Below are 19493 nucleotides of genomic sequence, written 5' to 3'. Positions count from 1 at the left end.
CAGATGAGCAACACCGGCCGCATCGAACTGCTCAGCCCACGGCTGGCGAACCAGATCGCTGCGGGTGAAGTGGTCGAGCGCCCGGCATCGGTGATCAAGGAGTTGCTGGAAAACAGCCTCGATTCCGGTGCCAAACGCATCGATGTCGATGTCGAGCAGGGCGGCGTCAAACTGCTGCGGGTGCGTGACGATGGCAATGGTATTTCTGCCGATGACTTGCCGCTGGCGCTGGCGCGTCACGCCACCAGCAAGATTCGCAATCTGGAAGACCTGGAACAGGTGATGAGCCTGGGTTTTCGCGGTGAGGCGCTGGCATCGATCAGCTCCGTCGCACGCCTGACTCTGACCTCGCGCACCCGTGATGCCGATCAGGCGTGGCAGGTCGAGACTGAGGGGCGCGACATGGCCCCGCGCGTCCAGCCTGCGGCGCACCCGGTGGGCACCTCGGTGGAAGTGCGCGACCTGTTTTTCAACACCCCGGCGCGGCGCAAATTCCTCAAGACCGAAAAAACCGAATTCGATCACCTGCAAGAAGTGATCAAGCGTCTGGCGCTGGCGCGTTTCGACGTGGCATTTCATCTGCGGCACAACGGCAAGACCATCCTCAGCCTGCACGAGGCCCACGATGATGCGGCCCGTGCGCGGCGAGTCGCGGCGATTTGCGGGGCCGGGTTCCTCGAGCAGGCGCTGCCGATCGAGATCGAGCGCAATGGTCTGCACCTGTGGGGTTGGGTCGGGCTGCCGACCTTCAACCGCAGCCAGGCCGACTTGCAATATTTCTTCGTCAACGGCCGTGCGGTGCGTGACAAGTTGGTAGCCCACGCGGTGCGTCAGGCTTATCGCGACGTGCTGTTCAACGGGCGGCATCCGACCTTTGCACTGTTTTTCGAGGTCGATCCGGCGGCGGTCGATGTCAACGTGCACCCGACCAAACACGAAGTACGCTTCCGTGACGGACGCATGGTGCATGACTTCCTGTATGGCACCTTGCACCGCGCGCTGGGCGATGTGCGGCCCGAGGATCAACTCGCGGCGCCTGCCGCAACTGCTGGCATCGTTCGACCTACCGGTATCGATGCCGGGGAATTCGGCCCGCAGGGCGAGATGCGTCTGGCGGCGAATGCCTTGCTCGAACAACCGCAGGCGCAGCCGACGTTCAATACTTCATCCGGCGCCAGCACGGGCGGCGGTTATCAGTATCAATACACGCCGCGCCCGCAATCCGGTGTGCCGGCGGGTGAGGCGCAAGCGGCTTATCGTGAGTTTTTCGCGCCGCTGCCCGAGGCCAATGCCAACGCATTGCCAGCCGGTCAGGAAGACATCCCGCCGCTCGGCTACGCGCTGGCGCAGCTCAAGGGCATCTACATTCTGTCGGAGAACGCCCAGGGTCTGGTGCTGGTGGACATGCACGCCGCGCACGAGCGAATCATGTACGAACGGCTGAAAATCGCCATGGCCAGTGAGGGCCTGAGCGGCCAGCCGTTGCTGGTGCCGGAGTCGCTGGCGGTCAGTCAGCGCGAGGCCGATTGTGCTGAAGAACATGCGGCGTGGTTCCAGCGGCTGGGCTTCGAATTGCAGCGACTTGGCCCGGAAACCTTGGCAATCCGTCAGATTCCGGCGCTGCTCAAGCAGGCTGAAGCCAACCGTCTGGTCGGCGACGTACTTTCGGATTTGATGGAATACGGCACCAGCGACCGGATTCAGGCCCACCTGAACGAATTGCTCGGCACCATGGCCTGCCACGGCGCGATTCGCGCCAACCGGCGTCTGGCCCTGCCGGAAATGAACGGCCTGCTGCGTGACATGGAAAACACCGAGCGCAGCGGTCAATGCAACCATGGCCGACCGACCTGGACCCAACTGGGCCTGGACGATCTGGACAAACTGTTTTTGCGCGGACGTTGATGAGCCAGCTACCTCCAGCGATTTTCCTGATGGGCCCGACCGCTGCGGGCAAGACTGACCTGGCCATCGAGCTGACCAAGGTGCTGCCGTGCGAGTTGATCAGCGTTGATTCGGCACTGGTTTATCGCGGCATGGACATCGGCACCGCCAAACCTTCGAAAGAGCTGCTGACCGAGTTTCCGCACCGTCTTATCGATATTCTTGATCCGGCCGACGCCTATTCGGCTGCGGATTTCCGCCGCGACGCGCTGGAGGCCATGGCAGAGATCACCGCGCGCGGCAAAATCCCGCTGCTGGTCGGCGGCACAATGCTCTATTACAAGGCTTTGGTCGAAGGTCTGGCAGATATGCCGGCGGCCGATCCCGAAGTGCGCGCGCAGATCGAAGAAGAGGCTGCACGCCTTGGCTGGCAAGCCCTGCACGAGCAATTGGCGCTGATCGACCCGGTCTCGGCGGCGCGCATTCACCCGAATGATCCGCAACGCCTGAGTCGCGCGCTGGAAGTTTATCGAGTCAGCGGTAAAAGCATGACCGACCTGCGCCTGCAACAATCTGCGCAAAGTACTGAAGCTGCGGCATCGGGGCGCCAACAATTGCCCTATACTGTCGCGAACTTGGCCATTGCTCCGGCAAATCGCCAGGTACTGCACGAGCGCATTAAACAAAGATTCACAAATATGCTGGAACAGGGGTTCATCGACGAGGTCGTAGCCCTGCGTACAAGAAGTGACCTGCATTCGGGGTTGCCGTCTATACGTGCAGTAGGCTATCGCCAAGTCTGGGATTATCTGGATGGCAAGCTGACGTCAGCCGAGATGCAGGAGCGCGGCATCATTGCCACGCGCCAATTGGCCAAACGCCAGTTCACCTGGCTGCGCAGTTGGGAAGACTTACACTGGCTCGACAGTCTCGATTGCGACAATCTGCCACGCGCCTTGAAATACCTTGGGACCATCTCCATATTGAGCTGAGTCCTTGCAATTGCCGTCTATCCTTGGGGGTGTGACGGCCAAAGCCATCTGTTTACCTATTTTTATTATTGAATCCTTAAAGGAGTGCGGCACATGTCAAAAGGGCATTCGCTACAAGACCCTTACCTGAATACTTTACGTAAAGAGAAAGTTGGGGTTTCCATCTACCTGGTCAACGGGATCAAACTGCAGGGCACGATCGAATCGTTCGACCAGTTCGTCATCCTGCTGAAAAACACCGTTAGCCAGATGGTTTACAAACACGCTATCTCGACAGTCGTTCCAGTTCGTCCAATTCGTCTGCCTAGCGCAGCTGATGGCGAACAAGCGGACGCTGAGCCAGGTAACGCCTGATAGGAGTCTCCTTTGTTCTTTGAGCGCCACGGTGGTGGTGAGCGAGTAATCCTCGTTCACTTGGATGGACAGGACCCTGAGGCGCGCGAAGATCCGCAGGAGTTTCAGGAGTTGGCTAATTCGGCCGGCGCCGAGACCGTTGCGTTTTTTAACGTGCCGCGTCATCGGCCAACCGCCAAATTCCTGATCGGCAGCGGCAAGGTCGAGGAACTACGCGACCTGGTCCATGCCGAAAAGGCCGATCTGGTGATCTTCAATCACATCCTCACGCCCAGTCAGGAACGTAACCTCGAACGTGTTTTCGAGTGTCGCGTGATCGACCGTACCGGTCTGATTCTCGATATTTTCGCCCAGCGCGCCCGGACCCATGAAGGCAAGCTCCAGGTCGAACTGGCCCAGCTTGATCACATGAGCACCCGGCTGGTTCGCGGCTGGACTCACCTTGAACGTCAAGGTGGCGGTATCGGCATGCGTGGTCCGGGCGAAACCCAGCTCGAGACCGACCGCCGTCTGCTGCGGGTGCGCCTGCGACAGATCAAGGGCCGTCTGGAAAAAGTGCGCAGCCAGCGCGAACAATCGCGACGCGGCCGCATGCGCGCGGATATCCCTACCGTCTCTCTGGTGGGCTATACCAACGCCGGCAAATCCACGCTGTTCAATAACGTGACCAAATCCGACGTGTACGCGGCCGACCAGCTGTTTGCCACGCTGGACCCGACCCTGCGCCGTCTGGAACTGGACGACCTGGGGCCGATTGTCCTCGCCGACACGGTGGGTTTCATTCGGCACTTGCCGCACAAGCTGGTCGAGGCATTTCGGTCTACGCTCGAAGAGTCGAGCAACTCCGACCTGCTGTTGCACGTGATCGATGCGGCCGAGCCGGATCGCATGTTGCAGATCGAGCAGGTGATGGTGGTGCTGGGCGAGATTGGTGCCCAGGACTTGCCGATCCTCGAGGTATACAACAAACTCGATTTGCTTGAAGGCGTTGAGCCACAGATCCAGCGCGATGCCGATGGCAAGCCGCAACGGGTCTGGCTGTCGGCGCGTGATGGCAGTGGTCTGGAATTGCTTGAACAAGCCATTGCCGAATTGCTCGGCAGTGAATTGTTTGTGGGAACTTTGCGCTTGCCGCAACGATTCGCTCGACTGCGTGCGCAGTTCTTCGAACTCGGCGCGGTGCAGAAAGAAGAACACGACGAAGAGGGTGTCAGCTTGCTGGCCGTTCGATTGCCGCGCTCGGAGCTTAATCGGCTGGTCAGCCGTGAAGGCGTTGTACCGGCTGAGTTCATCGAACAACACACTTTGCAATAAAAGCCTGAAAAAGCGGTTGTGCCGCAGTCGCAGGCATTCTGTAGCATTGGTCGGCGCGCCGTGGGTGCGTCTTTGCTTTATCAGATGGAGAGCGCTATGGCTTGGAATGAGCCGGGTGGCAACTCGAATAATCAGGATCCTTGGGGTGGCAAGCGCCGCAATAACGGCGACCGCAAGGGGCCACCAGATCTCGACGAGGCCTTCCGAAAGCTGCAGGAAAGCCTGAACGGGTTGTTCGGTGGTGGTAAGAAACGTGGTGGCGACGGCGGTGGTTCGAGCAGGAGTGGCGGCTTTGGCGGCCTGCTCGGCATCGGCCTCGTTGTGCTCGCGGCCGTCTGGCTGTACAGCGCGGTGTACGTGGTCGACGAGCAGGAGCAAGCCGTTGTGCTGCGCTTCGGCAAGTACTACGAGACTGTCGGCCCGGGCCTGAACATCTACTTCCCGCCGATCGACAAGAAGTACATGGAGAACGTCACGCGTGAGCGGGCGTACACCAAGCAGGGTCAGATGCTCACCGAAGACGAGAACATTGTCGAAGTGCCACTGACCGTGCAGTACAAGATCAGCAACCTGCAGGACTTCGTGCTCAACGTCGACCAGCCGGAAATCAGCCTGCAGCACGCGACCGACAGTGCTCTGCGTCACGTGGTGGGTTCCACCGCGATGGATCAGGTGCTGACCGAAGGTCGTGAGCTGATGGCCAGCGAAATCAAGGAGCGTCTGCAACGCTTCCTCGATACCTATCGCACCGGTATCACCGTTACCCAGGTCAACGTACAGAGCGCAGCTGCACCGCGTGAAGTGCAGGAAGCCTTTGATGACGTGATCCGCGCCCGTGAAGACGAGCAGCGTTCGCGCAACCAGGCTGAAACCTACGCCAACGGCGTGGTGCCGGAAGCCCGTGGTCAGGCCCAGCGCATCCTCGAGGATGCCAACGGTTACCGCGACGAGACTGTCTCGCGCGCCAAGGGTGAGGCGGATCGCTTTACCAAACTGGTTGCCGAGTATCGCAAGGCGCCCGAGGTCACGCGTCAGCGTCTGTACCTGGACACCATGCAGGAAGTCTTCAGCAATACCAGCAAGGTTCTCGTGACCGGCAACAAGGACGGCCAAAGCAATCTGCTGTACCTGCCGCTGGACAAGATGATTCAGAATGGTTCGGGCGGCAATGCGCCGGTAACCGGTTCGGCCGCTGCCACCAACAACACGGACGGCACGCCGCATGTCACTGACCAGCCGCAATCGCGTACAAGGGAGACCCGCTGATGAGCAATAAATCGCTGATCGCCCTGATCGTTGGCGTTGTGGTGCTGCTGGTGGGCTGGAACTGCTTCTACATCGTCGCTCAGACCGAGCGTGCGGTGTTGCTGCAATTCGGTCGTGTGGTTCAGGCCGATGTCCAGCCGGGTCTGCATGTGAAAGTGCCTTACGTCAACCAGGTGCGCAAGTTCGACGCCCGCCTGATGACGCTGGATGCACCGACACAACGTTTCCTGACGCTGGAAAAGAAAGCCGTGATGGTCGATGCCTACGCCAAGTGGCGCGTGAAAGATGCCGAGCGCTTCTACACCGCAACTTCCGGCCTCAAGCAGATCGCCGACGAGCGTCTTTCCCGTCGTCTGGAATCGGGCCTGCGTGACCAGTTTGGTAAGCGCACCCTGCACGAAGTGGTTTCCGGTGAGCGCGATGCGCTGATGGCTGACATCACTGCGTCGCTGAACAAGATGGCGGAAAAAGAGCTGGGTATCGAAGTGGTCGATGTCCGGGTCAAGACCATCGACTTGCCAAAAGAAGTCAACCGCAGCGTGTTCGAACGTATGAGCACCGAGCGTGAGCGTGAAGCTCGTGAGCACCGCGCCAAGGGTAACGAGCTGGCCGAAGGCATCCGTGCCGACGCCGATCGCCAACGCCGCGTGCTGCTTGCTGAAGCCTATCGTGAATCGGAAGAGGTTCGTGGTGATGGTGACGCTCAGGCCGCTGCGATCTACTCCAAGGCCTACGGCCAGGATCAGGAGTTCTACGGTTTCTACCGTAGCCTGCGTGCCTACCGTGAAAGCTTCGCAAATAAAACCGACGTCATGGTCCTCGACCCAAGCAGCGACTTCTTCCGTTACCTGGAAAAGTCCAAGCCTTGATACAACGTTGACCTGAATCATCCCCGCCTGGCGGCTAAAAACTGCGGCGGGGTGATCCTTTGGGAAAACGTGTGTATGATGCGGCAGCCGGGAAATTCCCGGCTTTTTTGCGTCTGCACGTTTGATTGGTGTTGTTGGTTGCAGGCGTCGGGTTGAATGACCCGACAGTTTTTCGAGGAAAGTGATGGGCGAAGCCGCTGACAGGCCTTTCGCTGCGTCGTTCATGCGCGTGCGTTTTGAACAGACTGGTCATTTTCTGCTTCACTCAAGGCTCGCCCTAGTGCTGGCCGCCCGGATCAAAGGGGAATGGCGTAATGGCAACGGTAGACCGCTGGCTGCTGCCAGATGGCATCGAAGAAGTACTGCCACCGGAAGCGGCGCGCATTGAAGTAGCGCGTCGTCAGGTGTTGGATCTGTTCCAGAGCTGGGGTTACGAGTTTGTCGTGACTCCCCATATCGAGTACCTGGAATCCCTGCTGACCGGCGCGGGCTCCGATCTCGATCTGCGTACCTTCAAGGTCATCGACCCGCAATCGGGCCGGCAGATGGGTTTTCGCGCGGACATCACGCCGCAAGTGGCGCGCATCGATGCGCATACCCTGCGTCGCGAAGGCCCTAGCCGTCTGTGCTACGCCGGCAGCGTGCTGCATGCGCAGCCGCGTGCATTGTCTTCCTCACGCAGCCCGATCCAGTTGGGCGCCGAGTTGTATGGCGATGGCAGCCCGAGCAGCGACGTTGAAGTGATCAGCCTGATGCTGGCCATGCTGCAACTGGCCGATGTGCCGGATGTGCACATGGACCTCGGGCATGTTGGCATCTACCGCAGTCTGGCCCAGGCGGCTGGTCTGTCGGGCGAAGTCGAGCAACAGTTGTTTGACGCCTTGCAACGCAAGGCCATCGACGAGGTCATTACCCTGACCGAAGGCCTGCCGGCCGATCTGTCCGGCATGCTGCGTGCGCTGGTCGACCTGTGTGGCGGACGTGAAGTGTTGAGCGCTGCCCGCGAGCGTCTGGCCAATGCGCCGGCGCCGGTATTGGCGGCACTGGAAGATTTGCTGGCGATCGCCGAGCGCTTGTCGGCGCGCTTCCCGGAGCTGCCGCTGTACTTTGATCTGGGCGAGTTGCGCGGCTACCACTACCACACCGGTGTGGTGTTCGCGGTGTTCGTACCGGGCGTTGGCCAGTCCATCGCGCAGGGCGGTCGTTACGATGACATCGGCGCTGATTTTGGTCGCGCGCGTCCGGCGACTGGCTTTTCCACCGATTTGAAAACCCTGGTGACCCTGGGGCGTGCTGAGATCGAGCTACCGTCTGGCGGTATCTGGATGCCTGACAGTACGGATGCGGCACTCTGGCAGCAGGTTTGTCAGTTGCGCAGTGAGGGTCAGCGTGTCGTTCAGGCATTGCCTGGACAACCATTGGCCGCCGCCCGTGAAGCGGACTGCGACCGGCAATTGATCCAGCAGAACGGGCTTTGGCAAGTATCGCCACTGGCTTCTTGAGTTTTCCTGCCGGCTGACGCCGGCACCAAGTTTGCGCGAATGAGGACAAGTGTTATGGGTAAGAATGTCGTAGTCCTGGGCACCCAATGGGGTGATGAGGGCAAAGGCAAGATCGTTGATCTGCTGACCGAACATGCTGCCGCCGTAGTGCGCTACCAGGGTGGCCACAACGCTGGTCACACTCTGGTCATCGATGGCGAAAAAACTGTCTTGCACCTGATCCCGTCCGGCGTGCTGCGCGAAGGCGTGCAGTGCCTGATCGGCAACGGCGTGGTGGTTGCACCTGACGCCCTGCTGCGCGAGATCATCAAGCTGGAAGAGAAAGGCGTACCGGTGCGCGAGCGCCTGCGTATCAGCCCGTCCTGCCCGCTGATCCTGTCCTTCCACGTGGCGCTGGACCAGGCCCGTGAAAAGGCCCGTGGCGAGCTGAAGATCGGTACTACCGGTCGCGGCATCGGCCCGGCGTACGAAGACAAGGTTGCACGTCGTGGCCTGCGTGTTGGCGATCTGCTGAACATGCCGCGCTTTGAAGACAAGCTGCGTGAACTGGTGGATTACCACAACTTCATGCTGGTGGGTTACTACAAAGAGCCGGCCATCGAGTTCGAAAAGACTCTGGCCGAGTGCAAGGAATACGCTGAGCTGCTCAAGCCGCTGATGCTGGATGTGACTGCCGAGCTGCACGACCTGCGTCGCGCTGGCAAAGACATCATGTTCGAAGGCGCCCAAGGCTCCCTGCTGGACATCGACCACGGCACCTACCCGTACGTGACCAGCTCCAACACCACTGCGGGCGGCGTTGCCACTGGTTCGGGCGTTGGCCCGATGTTCCTCGACTACATCCTGGGCATCACCAAGGCTTACACCACTCGCGTCGGTTCGGGTCCATTCCCGACTGAGCTGTTTGACGAAGTGGGTGCGCACCTGGCCAAACAAGGTCACGAGTTCGGCGCTACCACCGGCCGTGCCCGTCGTTGCGGCTGGTTCGATGCCGTAATCCTGCGTCGCGCTATCGATGTGAACAGCATCTCGGGCATCTGCCTGACCAAGCTGGACGTACTCGACGGCCTGGAAACCATCAACATCTGCATCGGCTACAAAGATGCCGAAGGCAAGGCAGTTGCCCCGACTGACGCTGACAGCTACGTCGGCCTGCAGCCTGTGTATGAAGAAGTGCCGGGCTGGACCGAATCGACCGTGGGCGCCAAAACCCTGGAAGAGCTGCCAGCTAACGCTCGCGCCTACATCAAACGCGTTGAAGAGTTGATCGGCGCGCCGATCGACATTATTTCGACGGGCCCGGACCGCAACGAAACCATCGTTCTGCGTCATCCGTTCGCTTGATAAGTCGTTGATGTAACAACACAAAGGCCCCTCAATCGGGGCCTTTGTCGTTTATGCCTGTTGGACGGCATGACCTTTGCTGTGAATCTGTCTACAAGAGTGCCATCAAATTAATGGCGTCAGAAGTAGAGGGATTCAAAGTGTCAGCCGTTCTCTCACTGTTACAAAGCCGGTTGTTGCGACCGGTGTTCGTTACCCTTGGTATCGCCCTTTTGGTGCAAGTGCTGGTGGCTGTTGCCCTGACACGGAGCACCGTCACGGCGCTGGAAGCCGATCTCTCTGCAAGGCTGGGCGCCGACAGCCAGAAACTCTCTGGCGAACTGGAGCAGGCCGGGCGTGAAGTCACGTCAAGCCTCGACACTCTCTCGACCAATACCCGTCAGCGTCTTACCGCCGGTTTGTCCTCGCGTCTGAAGGACGAGCAGGCGCAACTGCGTGCGACCCTGGAAAAAGACCTCAAGGACTCGGCCAATGACATGGCTCAGTTGCTCGCCTCGGTGGCGCCACGCGCCATGTGGGACAGCGACGTGCCGACCCTGTCCGAGTTCGCTCGGCGCGCCCAGCGCAATCCCAACGTGCTGTTCGTGGTCTACGACGACGCCACCGGCCAGCATTTGACCCGCTACCTCAATCGCGAAAACCCGATCAACAAGGCCCTTTTGGAAAAAGGCCAGGGCGAGCGCGCGCTGGACAAAGTGCTGGATGCGGCAAAAAACGATCCTTCGGTCTACTACCTCGAAGCCTCGATCAACCCCAATGGCGTAGAGATTGGCAAAGTGCTGATGGGCGTTTCTACCGCCTCGGTGGAAACTGATCTGGCAGCGTTGGATAAGCGCTTCACGGCGCTGATCGCCAGCAGCGATCAACTGGTCGGCGACAGCCTCAAAGGCGCCGCCGCCGACAGCGCCACAGCGATGCGCGCGCGCTTGCAATCAGCGCAGTCCACCGCCGCCGAGATGAAAGCCAACACCACCAGCACCGTGCAGGACGCCGCTGGCACCTTGCGCTGGCGCATCGGTATGGGGCTGGCGTTGGTCGGCGCCGGCGTGTTGCTGTTGATCGCAATCGTGCTCGGTCGGCGTGTGGTCAATCGTCTGAAGCTGCTGATAGCCGCAATGGATGATCTGGCGGCGGGTGAGGGCGACCTGACCAAGCGCGTGCAGATCAACAGCAAGGACGAGATCGGCGACATGGCCTCGGCGGTCAATCGCTTTGTGGATAAGTTGCAGCCGATCGTGCGTGAAGCGGGCGATGTGGCCCAGCGGACGGGAGTCGAAATTGGTGCCATGACTTTGCGCAATGCTGGCGCGGATGCAGCGGCCGGGATGCAGCGGGATGAGGTCGCGGAAAGTCTGCGTGCGTTGTCGCAGATGGCCGATGAAGCACAATCGGAAAGCCATGCGATGCAGGCCGCGTTGAAGCAAGTGGTCGATATTCGTCAGGCCACGGATGAAAACACCCGCACATCCGCCAAGGTCGGCAGCCTCATCGAAGCGCTGGCGGGGCAGGTCGATACCGGTTCGAAAGTCATCGAGCGGCTGGCACAGCAGAGCGAGCAGATTGAAGTGGTGTTGACCGTGATTCATGGCATCGCCGAGCAGACCAATTTGCTGGCGCTCAATGCCGCCATCGAAGCGGCACGAGCGGGCGAAACCGGTCGCGGCTTTGCTGTGGTGGCAGACGAAGTCCGGGCTCTGGCGAGCAAGACGCAAAACTCGACCGGCGACATTCAGGCGCACATCGTTGCCTTGCAGCAGGGCGCACGTGAGGCGGTGGAAGCGATTGGTCAGGCCGGACGTCAGGCCAGCGAAGGTTTGCTGGTGCTGCGCGACAGTGCGCGGTTGCAGCAGTCGGTGCAGGCTTCGGTCGAGCAGGTGCATGCGGCGATTGGGCTGGCGACCCAGGCCGCAGCGCATCAGGCGCAGGGCGCGCAAGCGGTGCGTGGGCGAGTCGAGACCATTCATGCACAGGCTGAGAAAGCGGCGCAGGCAGTGGTGGAAACCACGGCCAGTGGCAAAGTGCTGGATGGGTTGGCTGCCCAGTTGAAAGCGAGCTTGGGGCAATTTCGGGCCTGAAGATCAAACGATCGTCCGATCGCGGCCCGGGCCTTCGGCAGCTCCTACAGGGGAAACGCAATATCCTGTGTAGGAGCTGCCGCAGGCTGCGATCTTTTTGCTTTTTCAGCGGCTCAGATACATCCGCGTCGTCAGCAGATAAACCGGCAAACCCGAGACCAATATCAACAACGCCGCATATGGCGCCGCCGCCGCAAACTCGACGTTCGCGGTATGCGCCCAAACTTCGGTGGCCAAGGTATTCAGCCCGGTCGGACTCAACAGCAGAGTCGCAGTCAGTTCCTTCATCGCATCGAGAAACACCAGCGCAAATGCCGCGCCCAGTGCCGGAAAAATGATCGGCAACGTCACCCGACAAAACGCCGAAAACGACGACGCGCCCAACGTACGAGCAGCCTCTTCCAGCTGTGGCGCCGCCTTGTTCAGCGCCGTGCGGATCGGCGCCTGGGCCAGTGGCAGAAACAGCAGCGCATAAGCAATCAGCAACAACGCCGACGTCTGATACAGCACCGGCACGTAATGCAGCGCGAAATACACCAGCGTCAGCGCGATGACTAACCCCGGCAACGCATGCAACAGATACGGCAGGCGCTCGGCCCAGATCGCCAGTTGACCTTTGTAGCGCACCACCAGCAGCCCGACCGGCACCGCCAGCACCAGGCACAACGCTGCGCCACCCAACGACAGTGCCAAGGACGACAGCAATGCTTCGGTAATGGCGGCCACCGGGAATGCCGCCGACGAACCCACCGCCAGCCAGTAAGCGAGCATGCCCAGCGGAATCCCGCTGCCGATGATCGCCAGTGCCAGGCAATACACCTGACCTGCCGCTGCCCATCGTCCCAGGCTGACTTGCTCGGCTCGGCGCGCCGCACCCTGACCAATGCGTACATGTCGGCCCTTACCGCGCACGCGCAGCTCCAGCCACAACAACATCAGGCACAGCGCCAGCAGCACGGCAGACAGCATCGCCGCATTGGCGTTGCTGAATTCCAGTTCGAATTGCTGATAGATCGCGGTGGTGAAAGTTTGCAGGCCGATGATCGACAGTGCGCCGAATTCCACCAGCATGTGCAGCGCGATCAGCAGCGAACCGGCCAGCAGCGACGGCCAGAGCAAGGGCAGGGTGACGCGGAAAAACACCCCCCAGCGACTTTGTCCGAGGGTGCGTGCTGACTCTTCAAGGGACGGATCAAGATTGCGCAGCGTTGCGGCCACCGGCAAAAAGATCAGCGGATATTTCGACAGGCTCATCACCAGGATTGCCCCGCCGAGGCCTTCGAACTGTGCGCTCAACGAAACCCAAGTGAAGCTGCTGACGAATGCCGGCACGGCAAACGGCAGACACAGGATCACGCCCCACAAGCGCCGTCCCGGCAGATTGCTGCGTTCCAGCAGCCAGGCCAGCGACAGGCCGATGAGGCCGCAGGTCAGCGTCACGCCGACCATCAACGCCAGGGTGTTTTTCAGCAAGCCGAACACATACGGGCGCCACAACAAATGCAGCGCCTCGGCCCAGCCAGCCTGCCAGGCTTTCAGTCCGACGTACGCCAGTGGCAGCAGACTGAGCACCACCAGTACCAACACCGGCAGCAGCAGCCAGATCGACGGCCGTTTTCGCTTTGGCACGAAACCCCCGCGCGCGGCGGGGGCGGATAACGATGCGCTCATCAGTTCAGGCCGACTTCACGTTCCAGATCCAGCGCCTCTTCGGCATTGCCCAGATCGGCCGGGGTGACTTTCGGTGCTTCCAGTTCGTTGAACGGCTTTAGGCCGCGATCCGATTGCATGCCTTTGTGCAGTGGGTATTCGGCAGTGGTCTGGGTGATCACGCGCTGACCTTCTTCGCTGGCCATGTAGGCGAGGAATTGCTGGGCTTCTTTCGGGTGTTTGCTGGATTTCAGCACGGCTGCGCTGGAAACCGTGATCAGCCCGCCGACGTCACCGCCGGTGAAGTAATGCAGTTTCGAATCCAGCTGGCCTTTCTCGCGTTGCAGGGCGAACCAGTAGTAGTTGTTCACCAGCACGGTGGCGACTTCGCCGTTTTCCACGGCTTTGAGGGCGACCATGTTGTTGCTGTAGGTTTTGCCGAAGGCGCGCAGGCCGGTCAGCCATTCTTCGGCAGCGTCGCGACCGTGCAGCTTGATGATCGCAACGGCTTGCTCCTGGAATGCACCGCTGGTCGGAACGAAGCCGACTTTGCCCTGCCATTTCGGATCGGAGAACTCCATGACCGATTTCGGCAGGTCTTTTTCATCCACCAGTTTCGGGTTGTAGGCCACTACACGAACTCGCGCGGTGACGCCGATCCAGGTGCCGTTGCCGGCGACATATTCTTTGGGCAATACCGCCAGAGTCGCATCGTCAGCCTTGGCCAGCAGGCCTTGTTCGCCGAGCTTGTTCAGTGGCGGAGATTCTTCGGTATAGATCACGTCGGCGGGGGAACGCTCGCCCTCTTCGACGATCTGGCTGGCGAGCTGGTTGCTGCTGCCCTTGCGCACATTGATGTGGATGCCGGTCTTGGCCTCGAAAGCCTTGGCGATCGCATCGCCGACTTCCTTGTGTTGACCGTTGTAGAGCGTCAGGGAAACTGCATCGGCAGCCTGGGTGAGGGGAGTGGCGAGTGCCAGGCCGAGCAGGGTGAAGGTCAAGCCACGGCGCAGGGTATTTCGAAACATCATTCGCAGGGTTCCTCACTGTCGCATTGCAAAAACTTGTAACAATGATAAACGATATTGTTTCTCAAGTGCGCCTTGCGGGGAGGGTGCGGGTTTGTTAGGGCGTGACGCGGGATGGTTTCTGAACGCCAGAAACGCAAAAACCCGCTTTCGCGGGTTTTTGTGAAATTCATGGTCGTAACCATGAATTTGAATTGGTGCCCAGAAGAAGACTCGAACTTCCACGACCTTGCGGTCACCAGCACCTGAAGCTGGCGTGTCTACCAATTTCACCATCTGGGCATTCATCGCAAGCGTTGCCGCTGTTGATGTGGCGCACTATACGGAGCGTCTTTTGATCTGTAAACCCCTGATTTGGTTTTAATAAATCAGTTTTAAGAAAGTACGGGCTTAGAATGCAAAAAACCCGCTTTCGCGGGTTTTGTGTGAGTCTTGAAACTGATCTAGTCTCAAACTCGAAATTGGTGCCCAGAAGAAGACTCGAACTTCCACGACCTTGCGGTCACCAGCACCTGAAGCTGGCGTGTCTACCAATTTCACCATCTGGGCAGTATCGGCAGCGCGTCTGCGTCGTCGATGGCGCGCACTATACGGAGCACCTTTTTAACTGTAAACCCCCGTCGGGAAAATAATTGATTTTTTTTACCAGCGGCGTTGAAATCGCCTTTCAAAGGTCGATACAAGCCTTTAGATGGGCCTTTATAGCCTGAAATTTCCCGTTTCATGGCGCCTATGCCAAACTAACCCGCATATAGACAAGGTGAAAACTCTCTAATGGCCGATTGGCAGTCCCTCGATCCCGAGGCCGCTCGTGAAGCGGAAAAATACGAAAACCCTATTCCTAGCCGCGAACTGATCCTGGCGCATCTCGCCGATCGGGGTTCGCCTGCTGCCCGCGAGCAACTGGTCGAAGAGTTTGGTCTGACCACAGAAGACCAGGTCGAAGCCCTGCGCCGCCGTCTGCGCGCCATGGAGCGCGACGCTCAGTTGATCTACACCCGCCGTGGCACGTATGCGCCGGTGGACAAGCTCGACCTGATCCTTGGCCGCATCAGCGGTCACCGTGACGGCTTCGGCTTCCTGGTGCCGGACGATGGCTCCGACGACCTGTTCATGAGCCCGGGCCAGATGCGCCTGGTGTTCGACGGTGACCGTGCGCTGGCGCGGGTTTCCGGTCTGGACCGTCGCGGTCGCCGCGAAGGCGTGATCGTCGAAGTGGTCTCGCGTGCTCACGAAACCATCGTCGGTCGCTACTTCGAAGAAGGCGGCATCGGCTTCGTGCTTGCGGACAACCCGAAGATTCAGCAAGAAGTGCTGGTCACCCCGGGCCGTAATGCCAACGCGCAGATCGGTCAGTTCGTCGAAGTCAAGATCACCCACTGGCCGACGCCACGCTTCCAGCCGCAAGGCGATGTGGTTGAAATCGTGGGCAACTACATGGCCCCGGGCATGGAAATCGATGTTGCCCTGCGCGCGTACGATATCCCGCACGTCTGGCCTGAAGCGGTCTTGAAAGAAGCCGCCAAGCTCAAGCCGGAAGTCGAAGAGAAAGACAAAGAGAAGCGCATCGACCTGCGCCATCTGCCGTTCGTGACCATCGACGGTGAAGATGCTCGCGACTTCGATGACGCCGTTTATTGCGAAGCCAAACCGGGCAAGTTGCGCCTGTTCTCCGGCGGCTGGAAGTTGTACGTGGCGATTGCCGACGTCTCCAGCTACGTGAAGATCGGTTCGGCGCTGGACAACGAATCTCAGGTTCGCGGCAACTCGGTGTACTTCCCCGAGCGCGTGATTCCGATGCTGCCTGAGCAACTGTCCAACGGCCTGTGCTCGCTGAACCCGCACGTTGATCGTCTGGCCATGGTTTGCGAGATGACCATCTCCAAATCCGGCGAAATGACCGACTACTGCTTCTACGAAGCGGTGATTCACTCCCACGCTCGCCTGACCTACAACAAGGTCAGTGCCATGCTGGAAACGCCGAAACTTACCGAGGCGCGTCAGCTTCGGGGTGAGTACAACGACGTTCTGCCGCACCTCAAGCAGCTGTACTCGCTGTACAAGGTGTTGCTGGCCGCTCGTCACGTGCGCGGCGCGATCGATTTCGAAACGCAGGAAACCCGGATCATCTTCGGCACCGAGCGCAAGATCGCCGAGATCCGTCCGACCGTTCGTAACGATGCGCACAAACTGATCGAGGAATGCATGCTGGCGGCCAACGTGGCCACCGCTGAATTCCTCAAGAAGCACGAAATACCTGCGTTGTATCGCGTTCACAACGGCCCGCCGCCGGAGCGTCTGGAAAAACTGCGCGCGTTCCTCGGCGAGCTCGGCCTGTCCCTGCATAAAGGCAAGGATGGCCCGTCGCCGAAGGATTACCAGGCATTGCTGGCGAGCATCAAGGATCGTCCGGATTTCCATCTGATCCAGACCGTGATGCTGCGTTCGCTGAGTCAGGCGGTGTACAGCGCTGACAATCAGGGCCACTTCGGCCTGAACTACGAAGCCTATACCCACTTCACCTCGCCGATCCGTCGTTACCCGGATTTGCTCACGCACCGCGCGATCCGCAGCGTGATCCATTCGAAACAGGACACCCCGCACGTTCGCCGTGCCGGTGCGATGACCATTCCGAAGGCGCGCATTTATCCGTACGACGAAGCGGCTCTGGAGCAGCTCGGCGAGCAGTGCTCGATGAGCGAGCGCCGTGCCGACGAAGCGACCCGCGACGTAGTGAACTGGCTCAAGTGCGAGTTCATGAAAGATCGCGTGGGCGAGTCGTTCCCGGGTGTGATCACCGCCGTGACCGGTTTTGGCCTGTTCGTCGAGCTGACCGATATCTACGTCGAAGGCCTGGTGCATGTCACCGCGCTGCCGGGTGATTACTACCATTTCGATCCTGTGCATCACCGCCTGGCGGGCGAGCGCACCGGTCGCAGCTTCCGTCTGGGTGACACGGTTGAAGTGCGCGTGATGCGCGTCGATCTCGACGAGCGCAAGATCGACTTCGAGATGGCCGAAAAAACCATCAGCGCGCCGATCGGTCGCAAGAAACGTGGCGCCGAAACTGCTGCGCCTGCTGCCAGGACTGCGGGTAAAACTGCTAGCAAAACCGCGGCAGAACCGGCTCCGGCAAAAACCGCTGGCCGCCGTCCCGCCAAGGAAAAGGCTTCTGAAGCGTATCGCCCTAGCGACGCCGTGGCGAAAAACGCCGAGCTGCGCAAAAGCCGTGAAATGAAGCAGGCCTTGCTGGCCGATGCCAAAAACGGTGGTAAAGCGGCGTCCGGGGGAAAGACCGGACGGTCGGCGCCTGAAAAGGACTCCGGCGGCAAGCCAGCCAAACCGAGCAAGCACCGTAAAGGCCCGCCAAAAGCGGGTTCTGCTCCAGCCAAAAGTGGCGGGGCGCGTAAACCTAAGGCCAAGTCATGAGTCAGCTGGAAAAAATCTACGGTGTGCACGCAGTAGAAGCGTTGCTGCGTCATCACCCTAAACGCGTCAAGCAGATCTGGCTGGCTGAAAGCCGCAACGATCCGCGGGTGCAGACGCTGATCGAGCTGGCCAACGAAAACCGCGTCCAGGTCGGTCAGGCCGAGCGCCGCGAAATGGACGCCTGGGTTGAAGGCGTGCACCAGGGCGTAGTCGCGGACGTCAGTCCGAGCCAGGTCTGGGGCGAGGCGATGCTCGACGAATTGCTCGATCGCACCGACGGCGCGCCACTGTTGCTGGTGCTCGACGGCGTGACCGATCCGCACAACCTCGGCGCCTGCCTGCGTTCGGCAGATGCTGCCGGTGCGCTGGCGGTGATCGTGCCCAAAGACAAGTCGGCAACCCTGACGCCGGTCGTGCGTAAAGTAGCCTGCGGCGCTGCGGAAGTGATTCCGTTGGTGGCAGTGACCAACCTTGCGCGCACGCTGGAGAAACTTCAGCAGCGTGGTCTGTGGGTGGTCGGTACGGCCGGCGAAGCTGAAGTCAGCATCTACGACCAGGATCTGACTGGCCCGACCATTCTGATCATGGGCGCTGAAGGCAAAGGCATGCGCCGCCTGACCCGCGAACATTGCGACTATCTGGTGAACCTGCCAATGGCCGGTAGCGTGAGCAGTCTCAACGTGTCCGTGGCAACCGGTGTGTGCCTGTTCGAAGCGCAGCGCCAGCGCAGTGTCAAAGCCAAGGCTTCTGCCAAGAAGTCCTGAGCCGTACACGATTCAAGTGTGGGAGCGAGCTTGCTCGCGAAAGCGGAGTGTCAGTCGACATAAATGTTGCCTGACAAACCGCATTCGCGAGCAAGCTCGCTCCCACAGTGGTTTGTGGTGTGGCATGAGTTGGGGGTTGTTCAAATAATCACCAATTGCCTTGCACCTATTCAGTCCCTTCTCTACAATTGCGCCCCTTGCTGTGACGGCAGGCACGCATGTGCCCCGCGCCAGCAAGTCCATAAGTGTCATTCACTCCTTGTCTGACCGTTTTTGAGCGGCAGGCTACAACCCGTAAGGAGCATTCATGCGTCATTACGAAATCATCTTTTTGGTCCACCCGGATCAAAGCGAGCAAGTCGGCGGCATGGTAGAGCGTTACACCAAGCTGATCGAAGAAGACGGCGGCAAAATCCACCGTCTGGAAGATTGGGGCCGTCGTCAACTGGCCTATGCAATCAACAATGTTCACAAGGCTCACTACGTGATGCTGAACGTTGAATGCACTGGCAAGGCTCTGGCCGAGCTGGAAGACAACTTCCGCTACAACGATGCAGTGATCCGTAACCTGGTCATCCGTCGCGACGAAGCCGTTACTGGCCAGTCCGAGATGCTCAAGGCTGAAGAAAACCGCAGTGAGCGCCGTGAGCGTCGCGACCGTCCTGAAGACCACGAAGGCGCTGATAGCGCTGATCGTGATGACAGCGACAACAGCGATAACGCTGACGAGTAATCCACGGACCTTTTAAGGAGCCTATCAAATGGCACGTTTCTTCCGTCGTCGTAAATTCTGCCGCTTCACCGCTGAAGACGTGAAGGAGATCGATTACAAAGATCTCAACACTCTGAAAGCCTACGTATCCGAGACCGGCAAAATCGTTCCAAGCCGCATCACCGGTACCAAAGCTCGTTATCAGCGTCAGCTGGCCACCGCTATCAAGCGCGCCCGCTTCCTGGCCCTGCTGGCCTACACCGACAGCCACGGCCGCTGAGACCGGGCAGTCGACAAGTAGCAAAGGATA

At 59.8% G+C, this 19493-nt stretch carries 15 protein-coding genes and 2 tRNA genes; 13 read left to right on the top strand and 4 right to left on the bottom strand.

Going from position 1 to position 19493, the window contains the following annotated elements:
* Nucleotides 1–3: 3 nt before the first annotated feature.
* The 9 genes from mutL to ACP7BN_RS25640 all read left to right on the top strand — a co-directional run bounded on the left by mutL (nucleotide 4) and on the right by ACP7BN_RS25640 (nucleotide 11600).
* The gene (mutL, locus tag ACP7BN_RS25680; protein WP_426206610.1) at nucleotides 4–1905 is read left to right on the top strand and encodes a DNA mismatch repair endonuclease MutL; all 1902 of its coding nucleotides are present in this window, start codon (nucleotides 4–6) and stop codon (nucleotides 1903–1905) included.
* The gene (gene miaA / locus ACP7BN_RS25675; RefSeq protein WP_420647012.1) at nucleotides 1905–2876 is read left to right on the top strand and encodes a tRNA (adenosine(37)-N6)-dimethylallyltransferase MiaA; all 972 of its coding nucleotides are present in this window, start codon (nucleotides 1905–1907) and stop codon (nucleotides 2874–2876) included. Before mutL ends, miaA begins: the two co-directional genes overlap by 1 nt.
* Nucleotides 2877–2969: 93 nt before the next feature.
* Nucleotides 2970–3230 (top strand): RNA chaperone Hfq, encoded by a 261-nt coding sequence (hfq, locus tag ACP7BN_RS25670; RefSeq protein ID WP_401216129.1) that lies wholly within the window; start codon nucleotides 2970–2972, stop codon nucleotides 3228–3230.
* 12 nt (nucleotides 3231–3242) lie between these two features.
* A complete protein-coding gene (hflX, locus tag ACP7BN_RS25665; RefSeq protein ID WP_426206609.1) occupies nucleotides 3243–4544 on the top strand; it encodes a ribosome rescue GTPase HflX in 1302 nt (433 codons plus the stop codon).
* A gap of 96 nt (nucleotides 4545–4640) precedes the next feature.
* Nucleotides 4641–5810 (top strand): FtsH protease activity modulator HflK, encoded by a 1170-nt coding sequence (hflK, locus tag ACP7BN_RS25660; protein WP_420647014.1) that lies wholly within the window; start codon nucleotides 4641–4643, stop codon nucleotides 5808–5810.
* On the top strand, nucleotides 5810–6679 hold the full coding sequence (hflC, locus tag ACP7BN_RS25655; RefSeq protein WP_420647015.1) for a protease modulator HflC: 870 nt from the start codon (nucleotides 5810–5812) through the stop codon (nucleotides 6677–6679). Before hflK ends, hflC begins: the two co-directional genes overlap by 1 nt.
* Before the next feature lie 314 nt (nucleotides 6680–6993).
* Nucleotides 6994–8181, top strand: coding sequence for an ATP phosphoribosyltransferase regulatory subunit (locus ACP7BN_RS25650; RefSeq protein ID WP_420647016.1), 1188 nt, complete (start codon nucleotides 6994–6996; stop codon nucleotides 8179–8181).
* 54 nt (nucleotides 8182–8235) lie between these two features.
* Nucleotides 8236–9525: an adenylosuccinate synthase gene (locus tag ACP7BN_RS25645; protein ID WP_420647017.1), complete on the top strand. Its 1290-nt coding sequence runs from the start codon at nucleotides 8236–8238 to the stop codon at nucleotides 9523–9525.
* Nucleotides 9526–9665: 140 nt separating this feature from the next.
* Entirely contained in the window at nucleotides 9666–11600 is a 1935-nt protein-coding gene (locus tag ACP7BN_RS25640) for a methyl-accepting chemotaxis protein (protein ID WP_426206608.1), read from the top strand.
* Nucleotides 11601–11705: 105 nt separating this feature from the next.
* Here the strand turns inward: ACP7BN_RS25640 and ACP7BN_RS25635 are convergent, their stop codons facing one another.
* From ACP7BN_RS25635 to ACP7BN_RS25620, 4 genes are all read right to left on the bottom strand, one after another.
* Entirely contained in the window at nucleotides 11706–13271 is a 1566-nt protein-coding gene (locus ACP7BN_RS25635; RefSeq protein ID WP_426206607.1) for an ABC transporter permease, read from the bottom strand.
* A complete protein-coding gene (locus ACP7BN_RS25630) occupies nucleotides 13271–14281 on the bottom strand; it encodes an iron ABC transporter substrate-binding protein (protein ID WP_426206606.1) in 1011 nt (336 codons plus the stop codon). Before ACP7BN_RS25630 ends, ACP7BN_RS25635 begins: the two co-directional genes overlap by 1 nt.
* A 192-nt stretch (nucleotides 14282–14473) precedes the next feature.
* Nucleotides 14474–14560 (bottom strand) — tRNA-Leu (locus ACP7BN_RS25625).
* Between the two features lie 180 nt (nucleotides 14561–14740).
* Nucleotides 14741–14827: transfer RNA gene (locus ACP7BN_RS25620), tRNA-Leu, on the bottom strand.
* 225 nt (nucleotides 14828–15052) lie between these two features.
* Between ACP7BN_RS25620 and rnr the strand changes: the two genes are divergently transcribed.
* The 4 genes from rnr to rpsR all read left to right on the top strand — a co-directional run bounded on the left by rnr (nucleotide 15053) and on the right by rpsR (nucleotide 19463).
* Nucleotides 15053–17707, top strand: coding sequence for a ribonuclease R (gene rnr, locus ACP7BN_RS25615; RefSeq protein ID WP_426206605.1), 2655 nt, complete (start codon nucleotides 15053–15055; stop codon nucleotides 17705–17707).
* Nucleotides 17704–18471, top strand: coding sequence for a 23S rRNA (guanosine(2251)-2'-O)-methyltransferase RlmB (gene rlmB / locus ACP7BN_RS25610; protein ID WP_426206604.1), 768 nt, complete (start codon nucleotides 17704–17706; stop codon nucleotides 18469–18471). Before rnr ends, rlmB begins: the two co-directional genes overlap by 4 nt.
* Before the next feature lie 307 nt (nucleotides 18472–18778).
* Nucleotides 18779–19204, top strand: a complete 426-nt coding sequence (rpsF, locus tag ACP7BN_RS25605) for a 30S ribosomal protein S6 (RefSeq protein WP_420647023.1) — start codon at nucleotides 18779–18781, stop codon at nucleotides 19202–19204.
* Between the two features lie 28 nt (nucleotides 19205–19232).
* Nucleotides 19233–19463: a 30S ribosomal protein S18 gene (gene rpsR / locus ACP7BN_RS25600; protein ID WP_002551829.1), complete on the top strand. Its 231-nt coding sequence runs from the start codon at nucleotides 19233–19235 to the stop codon at nucleotides 19461–19463.
* Nucleotides 19464–19493: the final 30 nt, after the last annotated feature.

Source organism: Pseudomonas sp. TWP3-1, from assembly GCF_049896625.1.
In the GTDB taxonomy this organism is placed as follows: domain Bacteria; phylum Pseudomonadota; class Gammaproteobacteria; order Pseudomonadales; family Pseudomonadaceae; genus Aquipseudomonas.
Note: the sequence above shows the minus strand (reverse complement) of the source record. Positions and strands in the feature narration are given on the sequence as shown.